This is a genomic window from Micromonospora sp. KC721, from assembly GCF_004348355.1.
Lineage (GTDB): Bacteria > Actinomycetota > Actinomycetes > Mycobacteriales > Micromonosporaceae > Micromonospora.
In genome coordinates this window covers 17,316-36,053 of record NZ_SMJY01000041.1, presented here as the reverse complement: position 1 = coordinate 36,053, position 18,738 = coordinate 17,316, and the positions used below count along the sequence as shown (strand labels likewise).

The window sequence follows — 18,738 nt, the reverse complement described above, 5'->3', positions numbered from 1 at the left end:
CCCCCTGACGGCCTTTCGCGCCGCGCCGCGTCGCGGCTCACGGCGTACGAGAAAGGGTGGCTGTTCCGCGCGGAACAGCCACCCTTTCTCTGTTTCTGCCGTGCGGGGGCGGGGGTGGTGTGGGCCGACCGAAAAAACCGTACGTACGTCTTGCTAGGGTGGGAAGGTGCGACTGCTTCCCGAACCGGGGCCGGCCCGGACCCTCGCCCTTTCCACCCTGGTCAACACCGTCGGGCGGGGCACCTGGCTGACCGTCAGCGCGCTCTTCCTGACCCGCTCGGTCGGCCTGTCGGTGGTCCAGGTCGGCCTCGGCCTCACCATCACCGCCCTGGTCGCCCTGGTGGCCAGCACCCCCATGGGCTACCTCGCCGACCGGCACGGCCCGCGCGGCATGCAGATCGGCGCGCTGCTCGCCTCCGCCGCGTGCACCGCCGCCCTGGTGGCCGTCCGGTCGTTCGCCACCTTCCTGGTGGTCGGGGTGCTGATGGCGGTGGCCGACGCCGCCACCAGGGGTGCCCGGGGCGCGTTGATCGCCGGCGCTGTCCCCGCCGACCAGCGGGTCCGCACCCGGGCGTACCTGCGAGCGGTCACCAATGTCGGGATCTCCGTCGGTGCCGTGGTCGCCGGCGTCGGGCTCGCGGCCGACACCCGGGCCGGGTACGTCGCGCTGATCCTGCTCGACTGCGCCACGTACCTGCTCGCGGCGGCGATCCTGCTCCGGCTGGCGCCGATGCCGCCGGTGCCGGCCCCCGCACGTGGGCCGCGGCTGATCGCCCTGCGGGACCGCCCGTTCCTCGCCTTCACCGTCCTCGACGGGCTGATGTCGATGCACTTCGGGCTGCTCAACATCGCCCTGCCGCTCTGGGTCGCCGAGCACACCACCGCGCCGCGCTGGATCGTCTCGGCCTGCATGCTGGTCAACACGGTGATCGTGGTGCTCTTCCAGGTCCGCGCCTCACGCGGCACCGAGGAACTGGCCGGGGCTGGGCGGGCCGCCCGGCGGGCCGGCGTGGTGATCGCGGTGGCCTGCACGCTCTTCGCCGCCAGCGGGGGCGCGCCCACCCCGGTGGCGGTGGTGCTGCTGCTGGCCGGATCGCTGGTGCACGTCCTGGGTGAGCTGTGGCACTCCGCAGCCGGGTGGGGTATCTCGTTCGGCCTCGCCCCCGCTCACGCCCAAGGCCAGTACCAGGGGGCGTACGGGATGGGCATGCAGCTCGGCGGGATGGTCGCCCCGGTGGTGGTCACCAGCCTCGCGGTCGGCTGGGGGATGCCGGGCTGGCTGCTGCTGGGCGGGTTGTTCCTGCTGCTGGGGGCGCTGGTGCCCCCGGTGGTGCGGTGGGCCGCTCGGAGCCGGCCGGTCGACCTCACGCCGCAGCCCGCAGCCGTCTGATCCGGTCGGCCCGCGCGCGCCCGCCCCCATCTGGCAGGCTGGTAACCGTGCTGACGGTGCCGGTACGCCAACTGGGGGAATCGGAGCGCCGGGCGGTCGAGCGGCTGCTCGACCTCGACCCGATCGCGGGTGCGCAGGTCGCCGAGCGGGTCGCCGCCCGTGGCCTGGCCTGGTGGCGTGCCGAGGGGCGGGTCCTCGGGTACGGGTCACGGCGCCGTCTGGAGTCGATCTGCTGGCTGGGCGGCAACCTCACCCCGGTACTCGCCTCCGAGCCGGCCGTGGCCGCCTTCGCCGAGCAACTCGCCACCGAGGAACGGATCTGCTCGTCGATCGTCGGGCGGGCCGACGCGGTGCTCGGGCTCTGGGACCGGCTCTCGGCGTACTGGGGGCCGGCCCGGGACGTCCGTCCCCACCAGCCGCTGCTGGTCACCGACGCGCTGCCCGAGGTGCCCGCCGACCCCCAGGTACGCCGGGTGCGCGGCGGTGAGGTCGACCTGATCTTCCCGGCGGCGGTCGCCATGTACACCGAGGAGGTCGGCGTGTCGCCGCTGGTCGAGGACGACGGACGGGCCTACCGGCGGCGGGTAACCGACCTGGTCCGCTCCGGTCGGGCGTACGCGCGCCTCGTCGACGGCCAGGTGGTGTTCAAGGCCGAACTGGCGGTGGTGACCCGGCAGACCGCCCAGGTCCAGGGGGTCTGGGTAGCCCCGGAATGGCGGGGGCGGGGCATCGCCACGGCGGCCATGGCCGCCGTGGTGCGTGACGCCCTGCTACGGGTCGCGCCCACGGTGAGCCTCTACGTCAACGACTTCAACCTGCCGGCCCGGCGGGTCTACGAGCGTTGCGGTTTCCGCCCGGTCGGCACCCTGGCCACCGTCTTGTTCTGACCACCCGCGTCAGCCCCCCCGGGACTGCCCGGACGGTGGGGCCTGCCCGCTCGGGGGCTACCGGCCGTGGACAGCCCGACGGCCGGTGCGTTCGCTGGTCCGACCTGGCGGCCTCACTGGGGCGGCGTCCGCTTGGGGGCGGCTAGCGGCAGGTTATGGGCTTCGGTCGTGTGGATCCTGCAGGATGCCGCAGGCTGTGAGAAGTGCCGCCAGGCATGGCGGATATCACGGGTGCCTGACTTCCTGAACAAAACGTCCGGCGATAGGCTGGACATGATTTTATACTGACTAGTCAGTTCAAGGATGTCGGATGATGATTGTCGAGGCGCACGGGCTGGGGCTACGCACCCGCCGGGGCTGGGTGTTCCGGGGCGTCGACCTGACCGCCGAGGCGGGTGAACTGCACGCAATCACCGGGCCGCCCGGGAGCGGGCGTACCTCGCTGCTGCTCGCGCTCGCCGGTCGGTTCCGGTGCAACGCCGGTAGCCTGCGCGTCCACGGCCCGGCCGCGCTCGGTCAGGTCGCCGGAGTGCACGAGCCCGACCCCGCGCTCACCGTCGCCGAGCACATCGAGGAACGACTGCTGCTGCTCGGGCCGGTGCCACGCCGCCGCCGGCAACTGGTGCCGGTCGCCGCCCTGCGTACCCGGCGGGCGTACCGGCAAAACGCCCTGGCCACCGCGCTCGCCGGCGCCGGCTTCACCGGCGACGTACCACTGGATCCGAACCTGCGCGGCCGGGACCTCACCCCCGTGCAGCGGCAGGTCCTCGGCCTGGTGCTGGCCACCCTGTGCGGGCCCAGCCTGATCGTCGCCGACGACGTGGACGCCGGCACGGACGCCGGCGAGCGGGCCTGGCTCTGGGCCGCGCTGGCCCGCCTCGCCGACCAGGGGTACGCCGTCGTCGCCAGCGCCCGCGCCGTCGAACCCGGCACCCGGGCGATCGTGCACCGCCTCGGTGATCCCGCCCTGCCGGCCCGCGTCGACCCGGCCGCGCCGCCGCCCGCCGTCCCCGACCCCGACCCCGACACCGACACCGCCGAGGTGACCCGATGAGCGTCTTCCGCCTGGCCCGCTTCGAGCTGCGCCGGATGACCCGGGGCCGGCTGCCGCGCGCCGCGCTCGCCGTCCTCACCGTGATCCCGCTGCTCTACGGTGCTCTCTACCTCTACGCCTTCTGGGACCCGTACGGGAACATGGACCGCATCCCGGTGGCGCTGGTCAACGCCGACCGGCCGGCGAAGACCGCCGACGGCGGCGAGGTGCACGCCGGGCAGGACCTCACCAGGAGGCTGCTCGACCGCAAGGTCTTCGGCTGGACCGTCACCGACGCGCGGGACGCCACCGCCGGGCTGAGCAGCGGTCGGTACCACCTGGTCTTCTCCATCCCGGAGGACTTCTCGGCCACCCTGGCCGCCAACCCCGAGCCGGACCACCCGGCCCGCCCGGCAGAACTGACGGTCGTCAACGACGACGCCACCAACTACCTCTCCGGCCTGCTGGCCCGCTCCGCGTTCAGCGAGATCCGGGCCGCCGCCGCGGAGAGCGCCTCCACCGGCTACTTCGACCGGATGCTGGTCGGCTTCACCGACCTGAAGGCCGAGACCGGCCAGGCCGCCGACGGAGCCGGGCAACTCGCCGACGGGCTGACCCGATCGCAGGACGGCGCCGACCGGCTGGCCGGCGGCCTCGGTGACGCCGAGGCGGGCGCCGGCAAGCTGTCCGCCGGTCTGGGTCAGGCCGCCCACGGCGCCGACCAGCTCTCCGGCGGCATCGACAAGCTACGCACCGGCGCGGCTCAACTCGCCGACGGCAGCGCCCAGGTCGCCACCCAGACCCGCGCCGCCGCCGAGAAGGTCGACGCCGCGGTCGGCACCGTCGACACCGCCGCCGGCACGATCGAGCCGGTGCTGCGGAAGAACGCCGACAGCATCGCCCGGTCCGCCACCGCCATCGCCGACGGAGCCGACGCGCTCGCCGCGGGCCTGGACGCCCTGCCGCGGCAGGCCGACGACGCCGTCGCCCAGGCGCGCGCGGTACGCGACCGGCTCGACACACTCGTCGCCAAGCATCCCGACCTCGCCGCCGACCGGGACGTCACCGCCGCCCGGCGCGCCGCCGACAACCTCGTCGACACCGCCGGCAAGATGGCCGGCACCCTCGACCGGCTCGACCTGGCGAAGCTGAAGAAGGAGATGCGGCAGGTGGCCGCCACCGCCCGCCAGGTCGCCGCCGCCGCACCGCACCTGGCCGACGACGTCGCCGACGCGCGTACCAAGGTCCACCAGCTCTCCGACGGCCTCGGTCGGCTCGCCGACGCCACCGGCAAGGTCGCCAAGGGCAACGCCGAGCTGCGCGACGGGCTCGGTGGCGCCGCCGACGGCGTCCACCAGATCCGTGGCGCGCTGTTCCGGCTCTCCACCGGCGCCCGCGACCTCGACGGCGGTCTGGCCCAGCTCGGCGGGGGCGGCGCGCAGCTCGCCGCCGGCCTCACCAAGCTGGAGAGCGGCGCCGGTCAACTCGCCGACGGCCTCGCCGCCGGGGAGCAGAAAATTCCCGGGTACGCCGACGCCGCCGACCGCGCGGGCATCCTCGGCGATCCGGTCCAGCTGGACCGCAGCAGCCAGCACCCCGCCGCCTCGTACGGGGTGGGTTTCGCCCCGTACTTCCTGGCGCTCGCGCTCTGGGTCGGCGCGATGATCACGTACATGCTGCTGCGGCCGGTGAACCAGCGGCACGTGATGTCCGGCGCGCCCGCCTGGCGGGTCGCGCTCGCCGGCTGGCTGCCCGCCGCGGCGATCGGGCTGGCCCAGGCCGGGGTTCTCTTCACCGTGGTCACCCTGGCGCTCGGCCTGGACCCGGTTCACCCGGGCGCCACCCTCGGGCTGCTCGCGCTGACCTCGCTCACCTTCACCGCGATCATGCAGTGGCTCGGCGCGCAGCTCGGCCCGGCCGGCCGGCTCGCCGCGCTGGCCCTGCTGATGCTCCAGCTCACCTCCTCCGGCGGCACCTACCCGGTGCAGACCTCGCCGGGCTTCTTCCAGGTGATCCACCCGTACCTGCCGATGACCTACGTGGTGCAGGGTCTACGACACACCATCAACGGCGGCCCCGCCGCCACCGTGGTCACCGGCGCCCTGGTCGTCACCGGCTTCGGAGTCGCGGCGCTGCTGCTGACCGTCGTCGCGGCCCGCCGTGCCCGCCGGCTCACCCCGGCCCGGCTGCACCCCGAACTGAGCATGTGAGGATGCTGGAGCAGTGGACGGCGGCAGGCCGGCAGGCAGACCCGGCCCGCACCGGCCGGGTCGACGGGGGAGGACCAGTGACGGACGGACGATCACGCCGGCGGGAGGACACCCGGCAACGCCTCTTCGAGGCGGCGGTGGAACTCATCGCCGAACAGGGATTCTCTGCCACCACCGTGGACGACATCGCGGCTCGCGCCGGGGTCGCCAAGGGCACCGTCTACTACAACTTCGAGTCCAAGACGGCTCTCTTCGAGGAGTTGCTGCGACACGGCATCGGCCTGCTCACCGCCGAGTTCCGGGCCGCGGTGGCGGGGCTGCCGCCACGCGAGGCGCTCGCCGCCCTGGTCCGGGCCGAACTGGAGTACATCCGGCGGTACCGGGCCTTCGCCCAGCTGCTGCTGTCGGAGATGTGGCGGACCAACCGCGAGTGGCAGCAGACCCTGCGGCTGCTACGCGGCGAGGCGATCGAGGTGATCGCGCAGACCGTCCGCGCCGGGGTGGACAGCGGAGACCTCCCGGCCGACCTGGACGTGCGTACCGCCTCGTCCGCGCTGTTCGGGGTCGGGCTCGTGGTGGCCGTCGACTGGCTGGTCTTCCAACCCGACCGGCCGATCACCGAGGTGCAGGAGGCATTGCTGGGCATCGTCCGGCGGGTCGCCGGAACCTGAGACCGGCGCCTGCGCAAGTGGCGTAAATGCGTTGAGCGGTCGCCGCCGGGGGGTCAGGCTGGGGTTGCCGCCCCCACCCCACCCCGAGTCCCGGAGGGACCGTTCCATGCGCCTGCTCCGTGATCTCTGGGCCACCGCGCCACGCCGGATGGCCCTGGTGGTGTTCCTGACAGCCCTCGGCGCAGGCGGTCAGGCCGCCGCCTCGGCGCTGGCCGGTCCCGTACTGGTGCACCGGTCGGTGGGCTGGTTCGTCGGGCTCGCCGCGGCACTGGTCGCCGCCGTTGCCAGCGACCTGGTGATCGGCCTGGTGATGGCTCGGCTGACCGCCGACTGGTCCGCCGACGTGCGCCGCCGGCTCTGCCGGGTGGCGCTCGGGCAGGATCTGCCCACCCTGGAGACCACCCCGGTCGGCGAGCTGCTCGACCGCATCGACAACGACGTCTACCAGGTCGCCTCCGAGGTGCGTAACACCGGCGTACGGGTGGTGCAGGGCCTGGCGGTCTGCCTGCTGTCCACGGTGGCCGCCGTCTTCGTCTGGTGGCCCGCCGGTGTCGCCATGGTGCTGCTGGTCGTGCTGCTGGCGGTGGCGCTGCGCCGCCCCACCGCCCGCATCGGACCAGCCCGGATGGCCGAGGAGGAGGCCTGGTCGGACCTGGCCGCGGTGATGGAGGAGGCCGTACACGGCCAGGACGACGTGCGGACCAGCCTGGCCCGGCCGTACGTGCTGCGCCTCTACGCCCGGCGGGCCGCCGAGGTGCTCACCCGGGCCGGCCGGGTGTTCCGGATGACGGCGAAGGTCACCGCGATCGCGGGCGGGACCGTCCGGGTGGGAGTCGCCGCCGTGGTGCTCGGCGGGGCGTGGGCGCTGGCCACCGGCCGGGTCGACGGGGCCCGGCTCACCGCGATCTGGCTGCTCGCCATCGCCTTCGGGGCCACCACCGAGCACCTCGCCCGCTGGGTGCCGCAGGTGCAGTACGCACTCGGCGCCTGGGACCGGGTGCAGCTGCTCTCCGACGCCCGGCAGGAACCCTCCGGCGGGGCGAGCCCGACCGACGGCGACCTGACCGTACGGGGCCTCACCTTCCGCTACCCGTCCAGCGGCGACGCCCGGCGCGGCCCGGCGCTGCGCGACGTCCGGCTCAGCTTCGTCCGCGGCCGGTCGTACGCGCTGGTCGGGCGGACCGGTTCGGGCAAGTCGACGTTGGCGAAGGTGCTCACCCGGGCGGTGGACGTGCCGCGCGGGACAATCTTCCTCGGCGACACCGACCTGACCGACCTCGACGTCGAGCGGCTGCGTCAGTGGATCGCCGTGGTGCCGCAACGCACCGAGATCCTTGCCGGCACCCTCGCCGAGAACGTCGCCCTCTTCGACCCCGACCTGCTCGACGACGCCGGCCGGGCGCTGGCGGAGCTGGGGCTGGACGGCTGGATCGCCGAGCTGCCCGACGGGCTGGACACCCGGCTCGGTGACGGCGGGCACGTGCTCTCCGCCGGCCAGGAGCAGCTGGTGGCGTTCGCCCGGATCCTGGTCCGCGACCCGCACGTGGTGATCCTCGACGAGGCCACCGCCCGGCTCGACCCGGTCACCGAGCACCGGGTACGCGAGGCCACCGAGCGGCTGCTCACCGACCGGATCGGCATCGTCATCGCCCACCGGCTCTCCTCGGTGCGCCGCTGTGACGAGGTGGTGGTGATGGCCGACGGCGCGGTGCTGGAGGCCGGTCCGCTGCGCGAGTCGGCCCGTTTCGCCGAGCTGCTCGCCACCAGCCACGCCGGCGCGTACGCCGGGGCGGGCGCGCCCCGCGGCGGACTGGATCTGCTGCCGGCGCCGGTGGGGCAGTGGGACGCCGAGCCGGAGGTCGTCGCGCCGGCTGCGGCACCGCCGCCGGTGGTCGTACCGAAGGGCGACCCGCCGCCGCTGCCGCCGCGACCGCCCGCGCGGACCATGCGGGAGATCCTGCGGCTGAGCCTGAACGACCCGCGCTACGGGCTGGTCTCGGTCGGCCTGTTCACCGTCATGGTGCTGATCGGCGTGGACGGCTCGGTGCTGCCCTGGCTCTGGGCGGACGTGGTCGACGGCGGCAGCCCCTGGCTGCCGGCGCTCGGCATCGCCGCCGCGCTGCTGCTGGTGCTGCCGATGCCCTACCTGACCAACGCGTGGTTCCCGCAGTGGTGGGTGCGGCAGATGCTGCGGATCAGCCTGCGGCTGGTGCACGGCCAGACCGGCCCACGCCGGGTCAGCGGCCACACCCCCGCCGAGGTGGTGGCCCAGGGCGGCGACACCGAACGGGTGGTGCAGCTGGCCGACAACCTGATGGACCAGTTCATCGCGGTGACGCTGCTGGTGAGCATGACGGTGGTGACCGGCAGCATCGTGCCGGGACTGTTCTTCGTCGGCACGATGGTGGTCTCCGGGCTGGCCGCGACCCTGTTCGGTCCGCGCCTGGAACGCTCCGCCCGGGGCACAGTCAAGGCCCGGGCCGCGTTCGCCACCGCGCTGGTGTCGTCGCTGTCGGCCGCGCGCACCGTGAAGCTGGCCGGGGCGACCCGTCCGGTGCTGGACCACCTCGCCCGGCTGGACGTGGTGCGCAGCGACCGGCAGCGCCGGGAGATCACCATGCAGGTGTGGGCCCGGTCCACCCCGGCGATGGCCAGCGGACTGCTGCCCATCGGGGCCTGGGCGCTCTACCTGGCCGGTGGGCTCTCCGCCGGGGGCACCCTGGTGGCGGTCTCCACCCTGGGCGCGGCCCGCTGGTTCGCCTGGACGACCGCGGCGCTGGTGTCGCACTACCCGTCGGCGAAGGTGTGGACCCGGCGGACGGTGTCGATGTGCGGAGTCGCGTCGTACTCGGCGCCGGTGCCCGGGGTGGACCTCGCCGCCGGCACCGCGCCCGCGCCCGAGCCGCCCGCCCGGCGGCCGTTGCGGCGGCTGGAGCTGGTCGGCTTCGGCGCGCTGCACAGCGACGGCACGCTGGCCGTGCGCGACGTCGACCTGACCGTGGCGCGGGGGCAGTTGGTGCTGGTCGTGGGGCCGGTGGGCGCCGGCAAGTCCTCGCTGCTGCGGGCGCTCGCCGGGATCGTGCACCACACCGGCACCCTGCGCTGGAACGACGAGCCGGTCACCGAACCGGAGTTGTTCCTGCGTCCGCGGCAGGTGGGGTACGTGGGGCAGTTGCCCCGGGTGCTGTCCGGCACGGTCGCCGACAATGTCGCCCTCGGCCACGAGGTGGACGCGGCGGGGGCGGTGGCGACCGCCCAGCTGGAGCACGACCTGGCCGCCGCCGGTGGTGGGCTGGATCTGCTCATCGGGCACAAGGGGACCCGGCTGTCCGGTGGGCAGTTGCAGCGGCTGGCGCTGGCCCGGGCGCTGGCGCCGCGTACCGAGCTGCTGGTCGCCGACGACGTCTCGTCCGCGCTGGACGTCACCACGGAGCTGGCGCTCTGGGCGGCGTTGCGCGAGCACGGGGTGACCGTGATCGGCTCCACGTCCAAGCGGGCGGCACTGGTCCGCGCCGACCACGTGGTGGTCCTCCAGGCCGGTACGGTGGCCGCCCAGGGCCACTGGCAGGACCTGGAGGCGCACTGGTCCCACCTGGCCGGGTGACCCACCGCGGCGGGGTAATCAACTCCGATTGCCGCAGGTGGGGCTGTTGGTGGCGTCGGACGCCGCCACGTGGCGCAGCAGGAGTCGATCACGGCCCGCCCCCGGCCGTCGCTCATCGGCGCGCGGGGCCGCCCCTCACCGGGGCGGCGGCCGTCCCGGCTCAGGGCGAGCGGGACCGCGTCGGCCCACCGGACAAACCGGCGGGCCGACGTCGGAATCATCCCGGTGGCGCGCTCAGGCCAGGGCGGGCGCCGGCTCGTCCTGCCGGGTCGGGCGTGCGGGCTCGTCGGCGTCGATCAGGTCACGCCGACCGGCCGAGTCGTACGCGGCGCGGTCGAGGGTGCCTTCCCGGGCGGCGACGATCGTCGGCACGAGGGCCTGCCCGGCCACGTTGGTGGCGGTCCGGATCATGTCGAGGATCGGGTCGATCGCCAGCAGCAGGCCGGCGCCGGCCAGCGGCAGACCCAACGTGCTCAGGGTCAGGGTCAGCATCACGATCGCGCCGGTCAGGCCGGCGGTGGCGGCCGAGCCGACCACGGAGACGAAAGCGATCAGCAGGTAGTCGGTGACGCCCAGGTGCACCCCGAAGACCTGCGCCACGAAGATCGCCGCGAGCGCCGGATAGATCGCGGCGCAGCCGTCCATCTTCGTGGTGGCCCCGAACGGCACGGCGAAGGAGGCGTACTCGCGCGGCACGCCGAGGCGCTCGACGGAGCGCTGGGTCACCGGCATGGTGCCCACCGAGGAGCGGGAGACGAAGGCGAGCTGGATGGCCGGCCAGGCACCGACGAAGAAACGCAGCGGGTTGAGCCGGCCGGCGGTGACCAGCAGCGCCGGGTAGACGACGAAGAGCACGATGGCGCAGCCGACGTAGACGGCGGTGGTGAACGTCGCGAGCGGCGCGAGCAGGTCCCAGCCGTACGAGGCGACGGCGTTGCCGATCAGGCCGAGCGTGCCGAGCGGGGCGAGCCGGATCACCCACCACAGCGCCTTCTGCACGATCGCCAGCAGCGAGCGGTTGACCGCCACGAACGGTTCGGCGACCTCGCCGGCCAGCAGCGCGGCGGCACCGACGACCAGGGCGAGGAAGACGATCTGCAGGACGTTGTTCTCGACGAACGCGCCGACCGGGTTGGTCGGGACGATGCCGGTGAGGAAGTCGGTCCAGGAGCCGGTGCGCTGCGGCGCGGTGGCCGCGGCGGTGTCCAGCGACACCCCACGTCCGGGGTTGGTGAGCAGGCCGAGGCCGATGCCGACGCCCACCGCGATCAGGGCGGTGACGCCGAACCAGAGCAGGGTCTTCCCGGCCAGCCGGGCGGCGTTGGTGACGCCGCGCAGGCTCACCACGCTGACCACGATGGCGGTGAAGACCAGCGGCGGGACGGCCAGCTTGAGCAACTGGACGAAGAGGTCGCCGACGGTGTCGAGGGTGCCGGCGAGCCAGCTCAGATCATTGGCGCGGGCGAGGAAGCCGAGTGCCGCGCCGAGCACGAGGCCGGCCAGGATCTGCACGGAAAAGGGGATCTTGCGCAGGACGGAAGCCATGATGATGCGTCCAAGGTCTGTCGGAGGGTCGGTACGGGCAGCGTCAGGGGAGCGGCTGCGCCGGACAGACGCCGCTGGCCTGCCGTCGGAGGTCGACGTACAGGCGCACGGTGAGGTGCCAGACGTTGGTCATCGCCTGCCCACGCTACTCCCGCCGAGCAGCGGGCGGAAGGAGCGGGAGCCGTGACGATCCTTACTCACCTCGATGGGTGTCGGCAGGTCAGTCCCAGGATGCCGGCCGTCGCCAGGCCCCAGCCGGCGGCCGTCGCGGCGGCCCGACCGAGCGGGCCACCGCCGGTCACGGCGGGCAACCGAGCCGCGACCTGCCGCCGACCTATCCGGTCCCTGCCTGGCTATCCTGACCACCGGGCGTCCCCCGTCACCCGGGCGGCGCCGCTACCTGAGCCCCTTCCCACCCCGAAGGACGCAGCAGCATGACCGTGGCATATCTCGTGGCCGGAGTGCGCACCCCGATCGGCCGGTACGCCGGTGCCCTCGCCGGGGTGCGCCCCGACGACCTCGCCGCGCACGTCATCCGGGAACTGGTCGCCCGCCACCCGTCGGTGGACTGGGCCCGCGTCGACGACGTGATCCTGGGCTGCGCCAACCAGGCCGGCGAGGACAACCGCAACGTGGCCCGGATGGCGGCGCTGCTGGCCGGGCTGCCCGAGGAGGTCCCCGGCAGCACGGTCAACCGGCTCTGCGGCTCCGGCCTGGACGCCCTGGCCACCGCCGCCCGCGCGATCGTCGCCGGTGAGGCGGAACTGATGGTGGCCGGCGGGGTGGAGAGCATGAGCCGCGCGCCGTTCGTACTGCCCAAGGCGACCTCCGCCTTCTCCCGCAGCGCCGAGGTGTACGACACCACGATCGGCTGGCGACTGGTCAACCCGCTGATGGAGCAGGGGTGGGGCATCGACTCGATGCCGGAGACGGCCGAGAACGTGGCCGCCGAGTTCGGTGTCGACCGGGTCGCCCAGGACGAGTTCGCGCTCCGCTCCCAGCAGCGGGCCGCCGAGGCCCGGGCCGACGGCCGCCTCGCCGAGGAGATCGTGCCGGTGACCGTGCCGATCGGCCGCCGGGAGACGAAGCTGGTCGAGGTCGACGAGCACCCCCGGGAAACCTCGCTGGAGAAGCTCGCCGCGCTGCCCACCCCGTTCCGGGCGGGCGGCACGGTCACCGCCGGCAACTCCTCCGGGGTCAACGACGGCGCGGTCGCCCTGCTGGTGGCCTCCGCGGCGGCGGTCGCCCGGTACGACCTCACCCCGCTGGCCCGGATCAGCGGTGCGGCGGCGGCCGGCGTACCGCCCCGGATCATGGGCATCGGTCCGGTGCCGGCCACCCGCCGGCTGCTCGACCGGCTCGGCGTCGGCCTGACCGACATCGACGTGCTGGAGCTCAACGAGGCGTTCGCCGCGCAGGCGGTCGCGGTCCTGCGCGAACTGGGTCTGCCGGAGGACGCCGAGCACGTCAACCCCAACGGCGGGGCGATCGCGCTGGGCCACCCGCTGGGGGCCAGCGGCGCCCGGCTGGCGCTCACCGCCGCGCTGGAGTTGCGCCGTCGGGGCGGTCGGCGGGCGCTGGCCACCATGTGCGTCGGCGTCGGGCAGGGCATCTCGATGCTGCTGGAGGCCGCCAACTGACCCGGTGCACGCTCCGGGTCCACCCCGGATCGTCACCGCCGGTGACCGGCGCGGTGCCGGTCGTACGGCAGTGCGCCGCCACCCGCCGCAGGCCACAGTGGATTCCCGTCTCTCGCTGAGCCGGCCTAGAGTGGTCAGCACCACACGATTCGCGGGTCGGCCGGTGTCGCCTCCGCGTGCCCCGCGCGCCCGGCACCGGTTGTCCTCCCGCACCACGGCGACGAACTGGGGCGAGGCAGATGCAGATGCCGGACGGACTTCCCGCCGAGATCGACCTGAGCCGGCCGAGCGCGGCGCGGGTCTACGACTACTTCCTGGGCGGCGCGCACAACTTCGAGATCGACCGCCAACTCGCCGAGCAGATCGCCAGCATGACCCCGAACCTCGCCGCCACCATGCGGGCGGGCCGGGAGTTCCTGCGCCGGGCCGTGCGGGTGCTGCTCGACGCCGGTATCGACCAGTTCCTCGACATCGGCTCCGGCATCCCGACCGTCGGCAACGTGCACGAGGTGGCCCAGGTTGCCAACCCCGAGGCGCGGATCGTCTATGTCGACATCGACCCGGTGGCGGTGGCGCACAGCCACGAACTGCTCGCCGGCAACGACCGGGCCACCGCCATCCGGGCCGACCTGCGGGAGCCGAAGCTGATCCTGTACCTGGCCCGGGCCAGTGGCCTGATCGACTTCGACCGGCCGGTTGGCATCCTCCTCGCCGGAGTGGTCCACTTCGTTGCGGACGCCGACCGGCCGGCCGACGTCCTGGCCACCCTGCGCGCCGCCGCCGCACCCGGCAGCTTCCTGGTCATCTCGCACTCCACCTACGAGGACCAGCCGCAGGAGATGCTCGACGCGCAGCGGCTGTCGGCGCGTACCGACACCGAGATCACCCTACGGTCGCGGGCCGAGATCACCGGCTTCTTCGGCGACTGGACGATCCTGGAGCCGGGCGTGGTGCACATGCCGCTGTGGCGGCCGGACTCGCCCGCCGACGTGGACGAGCACCCCGAGCGCTTCGGGGCGTTCGGCGCCGTCGCCCGGTACGACCGCGCCGGCTGAGCCGACATGGCCGCCGATCCGGACACCGGCGGGGGCGACCACAGCCGCACCGGCGCCCGGGAGTACGCCGTCGAGTGGGCCCGGGCGGCGCGGCGGCTCGGTTTCGTGCCCCTGAGCGCGGACGAAACCGAGCGGCTGCTGCTCGGGCACACCGTACGGCTGGCCCGGGCGGTGCTGGCCGACGAGTTCTCCGCCACCCCGGCCGAGGAGGTGGGCCGGGCGCTGGTGGAGGCGCACCTGACCGAGCCCCGGGTGCTGGACTGGACGGTGCGCGCCCTCGGCGACCGGTTCCTGGCCCGGGTGCTGCCCGACTGCGACGCGGCGACGACCGGCGCACGGATCGCGGCCGTGCAGGGCGCGCTCGCGGCCGGGTTCGCCCGCGCCCTGCGCGACCGGACGTTCAGCCAGCAGGAGCGGATCTCGCGCTCCGCCTGGCAGGCCCGCGACGCCGTGGAGCGGGCGCTGCGGGACAGCGAAGCACGCTTCCGGGCGGTCTTCACCGGGGCGGCCATCGGGATCGGCATCGCCGGCATCGACGGTGCGATCCTCGACGTCAACCAGCCCTTCGCGGACATGCTCGGCTACTCCATCGAGGAGCTGCGGCAGATCAACGTGGCGGAGCTGTTCCACCCCGACGATGCCGCCGGCATGTGGGAGCTCTACCAGGAGCTGATCGAGGGTAAGCACGACAGCGTCCGGGTGGAGAAGCGCTACTACCGCAAGGACGGCAGCGTGGTCTGGACCGACCTGGCCGTCTCGTTGATCCGCCACGACGACGGCCGGCCCCGGTTCACCGTCGCGATGGTGGAGGACATCACCGAGCGGTACGAACTCCAGCAGCGGCTGCGCTTCCAGGCGCTGCACGATCCGCTGACCGGCCTGCCCAACCGGACGCTCTTCTTCGAGACACTCGGACGGATCTTCGCCGAGGCCGACCAGGAGCAGCGGATCGGCGTCTGCTTCCTCGACCTGGACGGGTTCAAGGCGGTCAACGACAGCCTCGGGCACGACCTGGGGGACCGGCTGCTCGTCACCATCGCCCGCCGGTTGGCCGACTGCGTGGCCGGGCAGGGGCACCTGGTCGCCCGGATGGGCGGCGACGAGTTCGTCATCCTGGTCGACTCCGGTGGGGGGATCGACGACGCGGTCGGCGTCGCCGAACTGGCCCTGGCGGCGGTCTCCGCCCCGGTGCTCATCGGCGAACAGCAGCTCGCCGTCACCGCCAGTATCGGCGTGGTGGAGTGCCCGGCCGGGGAGACCAGCGTCTCCGAGCTGATGAAGGCCGCCGACACCACCCTGTACTGGGCCAAGGCGGAGGGACGTGGCCGGTGGGCCGTGTACGACCCGGAGCGCAGCGCCGCCGACATCGCCCGTTCGGCGCTCGCCGCCGGGCTGCCCGCCGCCCTGGAGCGCGGCGAGTTCGTGCTGCACTACCAGCCGATCGTCTCGCTGCTCGACGGGCGGATGCAGGCGGTGGAGGCGCTGGTCCGTTGGCGCCATCCCGAGCTGGGCATGATCGGCCCGGACCGGTTCATCGGGCTGGCCGAGGAGAGCGGGCTGATCGTCCGCCTCGGCGAGTGGGTGCTCGGCCAGGCATGCCGGGACGCCCGCGCCTGGCACCGCGAGTTCCCCGGCCGGCGACTGGTGATGAGCGTCAACCTGGCCGCCCGGCAGGCCGACGACCCGGCGGTCGTGGACATCGTGGCGGAGATGCTGCGCCGCAGCGGCCTGCCGGCCGAGTTGTTGCAGCTGGAGTTGACCGAGAGTGCCGTGATGGGCACGGCGGGGGAACCGCTGCGCTCGCTGCACCGGCTGGCCGAGCTGGGCGTCCGGTTGGCCATCGACGACTTCGGCACCGGGTACTCGAACCTGGCGTACCTGCGTCGCCTGCCGATCCACTGCCTGAAGCTGGCCGGGCCGTTCGTGGAGGGCATCCGCGTCGACGGCGTGGACGGTCCCACCGACCACCGTGACGAGCGCATCGTCGACGCGCTGGTGCGGCTGGCGCACGCCCTGGAGTTGGGGGTGACCGCCGAGGCGGTGGAGACCCGAGCGCAGGTCGACCGACTGCGGGCGCTGCGTTGCGACACCGGGCAGGGCATCTGGTTCAGCCCGCCGGTGCCCGCGGCCCAGATCACCGAGCGGCTGCGCGGCGAGGCGGCGACCTGACCGGGGTACGGTTCGCCGGGAGCAGACGACGGCCGGTGTACCTCGGCTGCGCCCTGGTCTGCGACGACGCGGAGGTGGCCGATGGAGCTGACGGACTCGCAGTCCGTGGTGTCGGTGGTGGCGGCGCTGGCCATCCTGGCTGGCCTGGCCGGCGTGGTGCTGCCCGGCCTGCCGGCGTTGCCGCTGTGCTGGGGTGGGGTGCTGGTCTGGGCACTCTTCGGTGGTGCCGGGCCGGGCCGCTGGGCGGTGCTCGCCGCGGCGACCGTGGTCGCCGCGGGCGGCACGGTGGTGAAGTACGCCTGGCCGGGACGTCAGCTCACCCGCAGCGGGGTGCCGACGTCGTCGCTGCTCGCCGGCGGGCTGCTGGGGCTGGTCGGGTTCTTCGTCATCCCGGTGGTCGGCCTGGTGCTGGGCTTCGTCGGCGGGGTGTGGGGGGCCGAACGGCTGCGGCTGGGCAGCAACCGGCTCGCCTGGCCGGCGACCGTGCAGGCGGTCAAGGCGGCCGGGCTTTCCATGCTGGTGGAGTTCCTGGCCGGGCTGGTCGTCGCCGCGCTCTGGGTGGCCGGCCTGCTGCTCACCTGACACGGCGGGGCCGGCACGTCGGAGGAAAAGGCGGCGGCGAGGGGCGTCCGTCGGGCACGGCGGATCGCCGTACGTGAGAGAGAGGTGGACGCCCCGCGCCGCCGCGCGGACCGGACGTTGCCGAGCGCCCGGTCTTCGGTCCCGTCGCGATCGGGCCTGGTAACAGGCTCAAGAATGCCCCGACCGGGCCCACGCGGCAACGCGATTAGCCGTGCCGGCCGTGAGATCCTCAGGGCTGAGTATTGACCGCCTTGATCGACGGGATCACACTTCACCCACTCGTACCGGGAAACCACATCGAGGAGGTGCGCAGTGGCCACGACGCCCGCGCCGGCCAGTGAGCAACCGATGGATGACGACGCCCGACGACTCGCCGAACTCGGCTACCAGCAGGAGCTGCACCGGAAGTGGAGCGGCTTCTCCAACTTCGCCATCTCGTTCTCGATCATCTCGATCCTGGCCGGTTGCTTCACCACGTTCGGCCAGGCGTGGAACAACGGCGGCCCGGTCGCCATCTCCTGGGGCTGGCCGCTGGTCTCGCTGTTCATCCTGATCATCGGTTTCTGCCTGGCCGAGCTGGTGTCGGCGTACCCGACGGCCGGCGGCATCTACTGGTGGGCGGCGAAGATGGGTCGTCCGGTGCACGGCTGGTTCACCGGCTGGCTCAACCTGATCGGCCTGATCGCGGTCACCGCCTCGGTGGACTACGGCTGCGCGACCTTCCTCAACCTCACGTTGTCGGCGCTCTTCGACGGCTGGGAGGGCACGCTGCGGCAGGCCTTCGGACTGTTCGTGATCATCCTGGTGCTGCACGGGCTGATCAACATCTTCGGGCACCGGGTCATCGACGTGCTGCAGAACATCTCGGTCTGGTGGCACGTGGCCGGCGCGGCCGCCGTGGTGGCCATCCTGCTGCTGGTCCCGGACGACCACCAGAGCTTCCGGTTCGTCTTCACCGAGCGGTTCAACAACTCGGGCTTCGGCGACGGCGACACCGGCGGGCTGACGTTCTGGTTCTACGTGCTGCCGCTGGGTTTCCTGCTCACCCAGTACACGATCACCGGCTTCGACGCCTGCGCGCACGTCTCCGAGGAGACCCGGGGCGCGTCGAAAGCCGCCGCCCAGGGCCTCTGGCGGTCGATCTTCTATTCCGCGATCGGCGGGTGGATCCTGCTGCTGGCCTTCCTCTTCGCCGCCACCGACGTGGACGCGGTCAACTCCGCCGGCGGCTTCTCCGGGGCGATCTTCGAGACCGCGCTGACCCCGTTCTTCTTCAAGACCGTCATCATCATCTCCACCATCGGCCAGTTCTTCTGCGGGATGAGCTGCGTGACGTCGATGTCGCGGATGGCGTACGCGTTCAGCCGGGACCGGGCCGTGCCGGGCTGGCGGCTCTGGTCGAGGGTCGACCGCAACGGCACCCCGGTCAACGCGATCATCGGCGCCACCGTGGCGGGCCTGGTGCTCACCCTGCCCGCCCTCTACGCGAGCCCGGACGGCATCCCGGTCGCCTTCTACGCCGTGGTCTCCGTCGCGGTGATCGGGCTCTACCTGTCCTTCATCATCCCGATCGCGCTGCGGCTGCGGATGGGGGACCGGTTCCAGCCCGGGCCGTGGACGCTGGGCCGGAGGTACAAGCTGCTCGGCTGGATCGCGGTCATCGAGATCGCCGTCATCTCGGTCTACTTCCTGCTGCCCATCGTGCCCGCCGGGGTGCCCGGTAACGCCGACTTCAGCTGGTCGGCGGTGAACTACGCGCCGATCGCCGTCGGCGGGGTGCTGCTCGGCGTCGGCGTCTGGTGGTACGCCTCGGCGCGGAAGTGGTTCACCGGTCCGCGCCGTACCGTCGAACTGCCGGCGCAACGCACCATGGACGGCACGCCGGCCGACAAGCCGGCCTGACCACGAAGGCGACGTCGGGCCCGGCCCGCCGGGGCCCGACCATTGACGAT

General features: G+C 73.4%; 12 protein-coding genes. 11 read left to right on the top strand and 1 reads right to left on the bottom strand.

The features are described 5' to 3' along the window. The first annotated feature begins 166 nt into the window (after nucleotides 1-166). The 6 genes from E1182_RS10355 to E1182_RS10330 all read left to right on the top strand — a co-directional run bounded on the left by E1182_RS10355 (nucleotide 167) and on the right by E1182_RS10330 (nucleotide 9,795). Nucleotides 167-1,390, top strand: a complete 1,224-nt coding sequence (locus tag E1182_RS10355; protein WP_132263455.1) for an MFS transporter — start codon at nucleotides 167-169, stop codon at nucleotides 1,388-1,390. Nucleotides 1,391-1,437: 47 nt separating this feature from the next. Beyond that, nucleotides 1,438-2,277 carry a DUF4081 domain-containing GNAT family N-acetyltransferase gene (locus E1182_RS10350; RefSeq protein WP_132263453.1) on the top strand — a complete coding sequence of 280 codons (840 nt, stop codon included), beginning with the start codon at nucleotides 1,438-1,440 and terminating at the stop codon, nucleotides 2,275-2,277. A gap of 310 nt (nucleotides 2,278-2,587) precedes the next feature. Continuing rightward, nucleotides 2,588-3,331, top strand: coding sequence for an ATP-binding cassette domain-containing protein (locus E1182_RS10345; RefSeq protein WP_132263451.1), 744 nt, complete (start codon nucleotides 2,588-2,590; stop codon nucleotides 3,329-3,331). Continuing rightward, complete coding sequence (locus tag E1182_RS10340; protein ID WP_132263449.1) at nucleotides 3,328-5,520, top strand: YhgE/Pip domain-containing protein; 2,193 nt, start codon at nucleotides 3,328-3,330, stop codon at nucleotides 5,518-5,520. The genes E1182_RS10345 and E1182_RS10340 overlap by 4 nt, the downstream gene beginning before the upstream one ends. A gap of 77 nt (nucleotides 5,521-5,597) precedes the next feature. Further along, on the top strand, nucleotides 5,598-6,191 hold the full coding sequence (locus tag E1182_RS10335; RefSeq protein WP_132263447.1) for a TetR/AcrR family transcriptional regulator: 594 nt from the start codon (nucleotides 5,598-5,600) through the stop codon (nucleotides 6,189-6,191). Nucleotides 6,192-6,297: 106 nt separating this feature from the next. Beyond that, complete coding sequence (locus E1182_RS10330; protein ID WP_132263445.1) at nucleotides 6,298-9,795, top strand: ABC transporter ATP-binding protein; 3,498 nt, start codon at nucleotides 6,298-6,300, stop codon at nucleotides 9,793-9,795. A gap of 234 nt (nucleotides 9,796-10,029) precedes the next feature. Here the strand turns inward: E1182_RS10330 and E1182_RS10325 are convergent, their stop codons facing one another. Continuing rightward, nucleotides 10,030-11,328 carry a dicarboxylate/amino acid:cation symporter gene (locus E1182_RS10325; RefSeq protein WP_207921345.1) on the bottom strand — a complete coding sequence of 433 codons (1,299 nt, stop codon included), beginning with the start codon at nucleotides 11,326-11,328 and terminating at the stop codon, nucleotides 10,030-10,032. A 446-nt stretch (nucleotides 11,329-11,774) separates the two neighbouring features. Between E1182_RS10325 and pcaF the strand changes: the two genes are divergently transcribed. The 5 genes from pcaF to E1182_RS10300 all read left to right on the top strand — a co-directional run bounded on the left by pcaF (nucleotide 11,775) and on the right by E1182_RS10300 (nucleotide 18,688). Continuing rightward, the gene (gene pcaF, locus E1182_RS10320; protein ID WP_132263440.1) at nucleotides 11,775-12,980 is read left to right on the top strand and encodes a 3-oxoadipyl-CoA thiolase; all 1,206 of its coding nucleotides are present in this window, start codon (nucleotides 11,775-11,777) and stop codon (nucleotides 12,978-12,980) included. Nucleotides 12,981-13,219: 239 nt separating this feature from the next. After that, a complete protein-coding gene (locus E1182_RS10315) occupies nucleotides 13,220-14,035 on the top strand; it encodes an SAM-dependent methyltransferase (RefSeq protein WP_132263438.1) in 816 nt (271 codons plus the stop codon). A gap of 6 nt (nucleotides 14,036-14,041) precedes the next feature. Further along, the gene (locus E1182_RS10310) at nucleotides 14,042-16,204 is read left to right on the top strand and encodes a bifunctional diguanylate cyclase/phosphodiesterase (RefSeq protein WP_132263436.1); all 2,163 of its coding nucleotides are present in this window, start codon (nucleotides 14,042-14,044) and stop codon (nucleotides 16,202-16,204) included. 81 nt (nucleotides 16,205-16,285) lie between these two features. Beyond that, the gene (locus E1182_RS10305) at nucleotides 16,286-16,786 is read left to right on the top strand and encodes a DUF456 domain-containing protein (protein ID WP_132263434.1); all 501 of its coding nucleotides are present in this window, start codon (nucleotides 16,286-16,288) and stop codon (nucleotides 16,784-16,786) included. 348 nt (nucleotides 16,787-17,134) lie between these two features. Continuing rightward, nucleotides 17,135-18,688 carry an amino acid permease gene (locus E1182_RS10300; RefSeq protein ID WP_243706142.1) on the top strand — a complete coding sequence of 518 codons (1,554 nt, stop codon included), beginning with the start codon at nucleotides 17,135-17,137 and terminating at the stop codon, nucleotides 18,686-18,688. The last annotated feature ends 50 nt before the right edge of the window (nucleotides 18,689-18,738 follow it).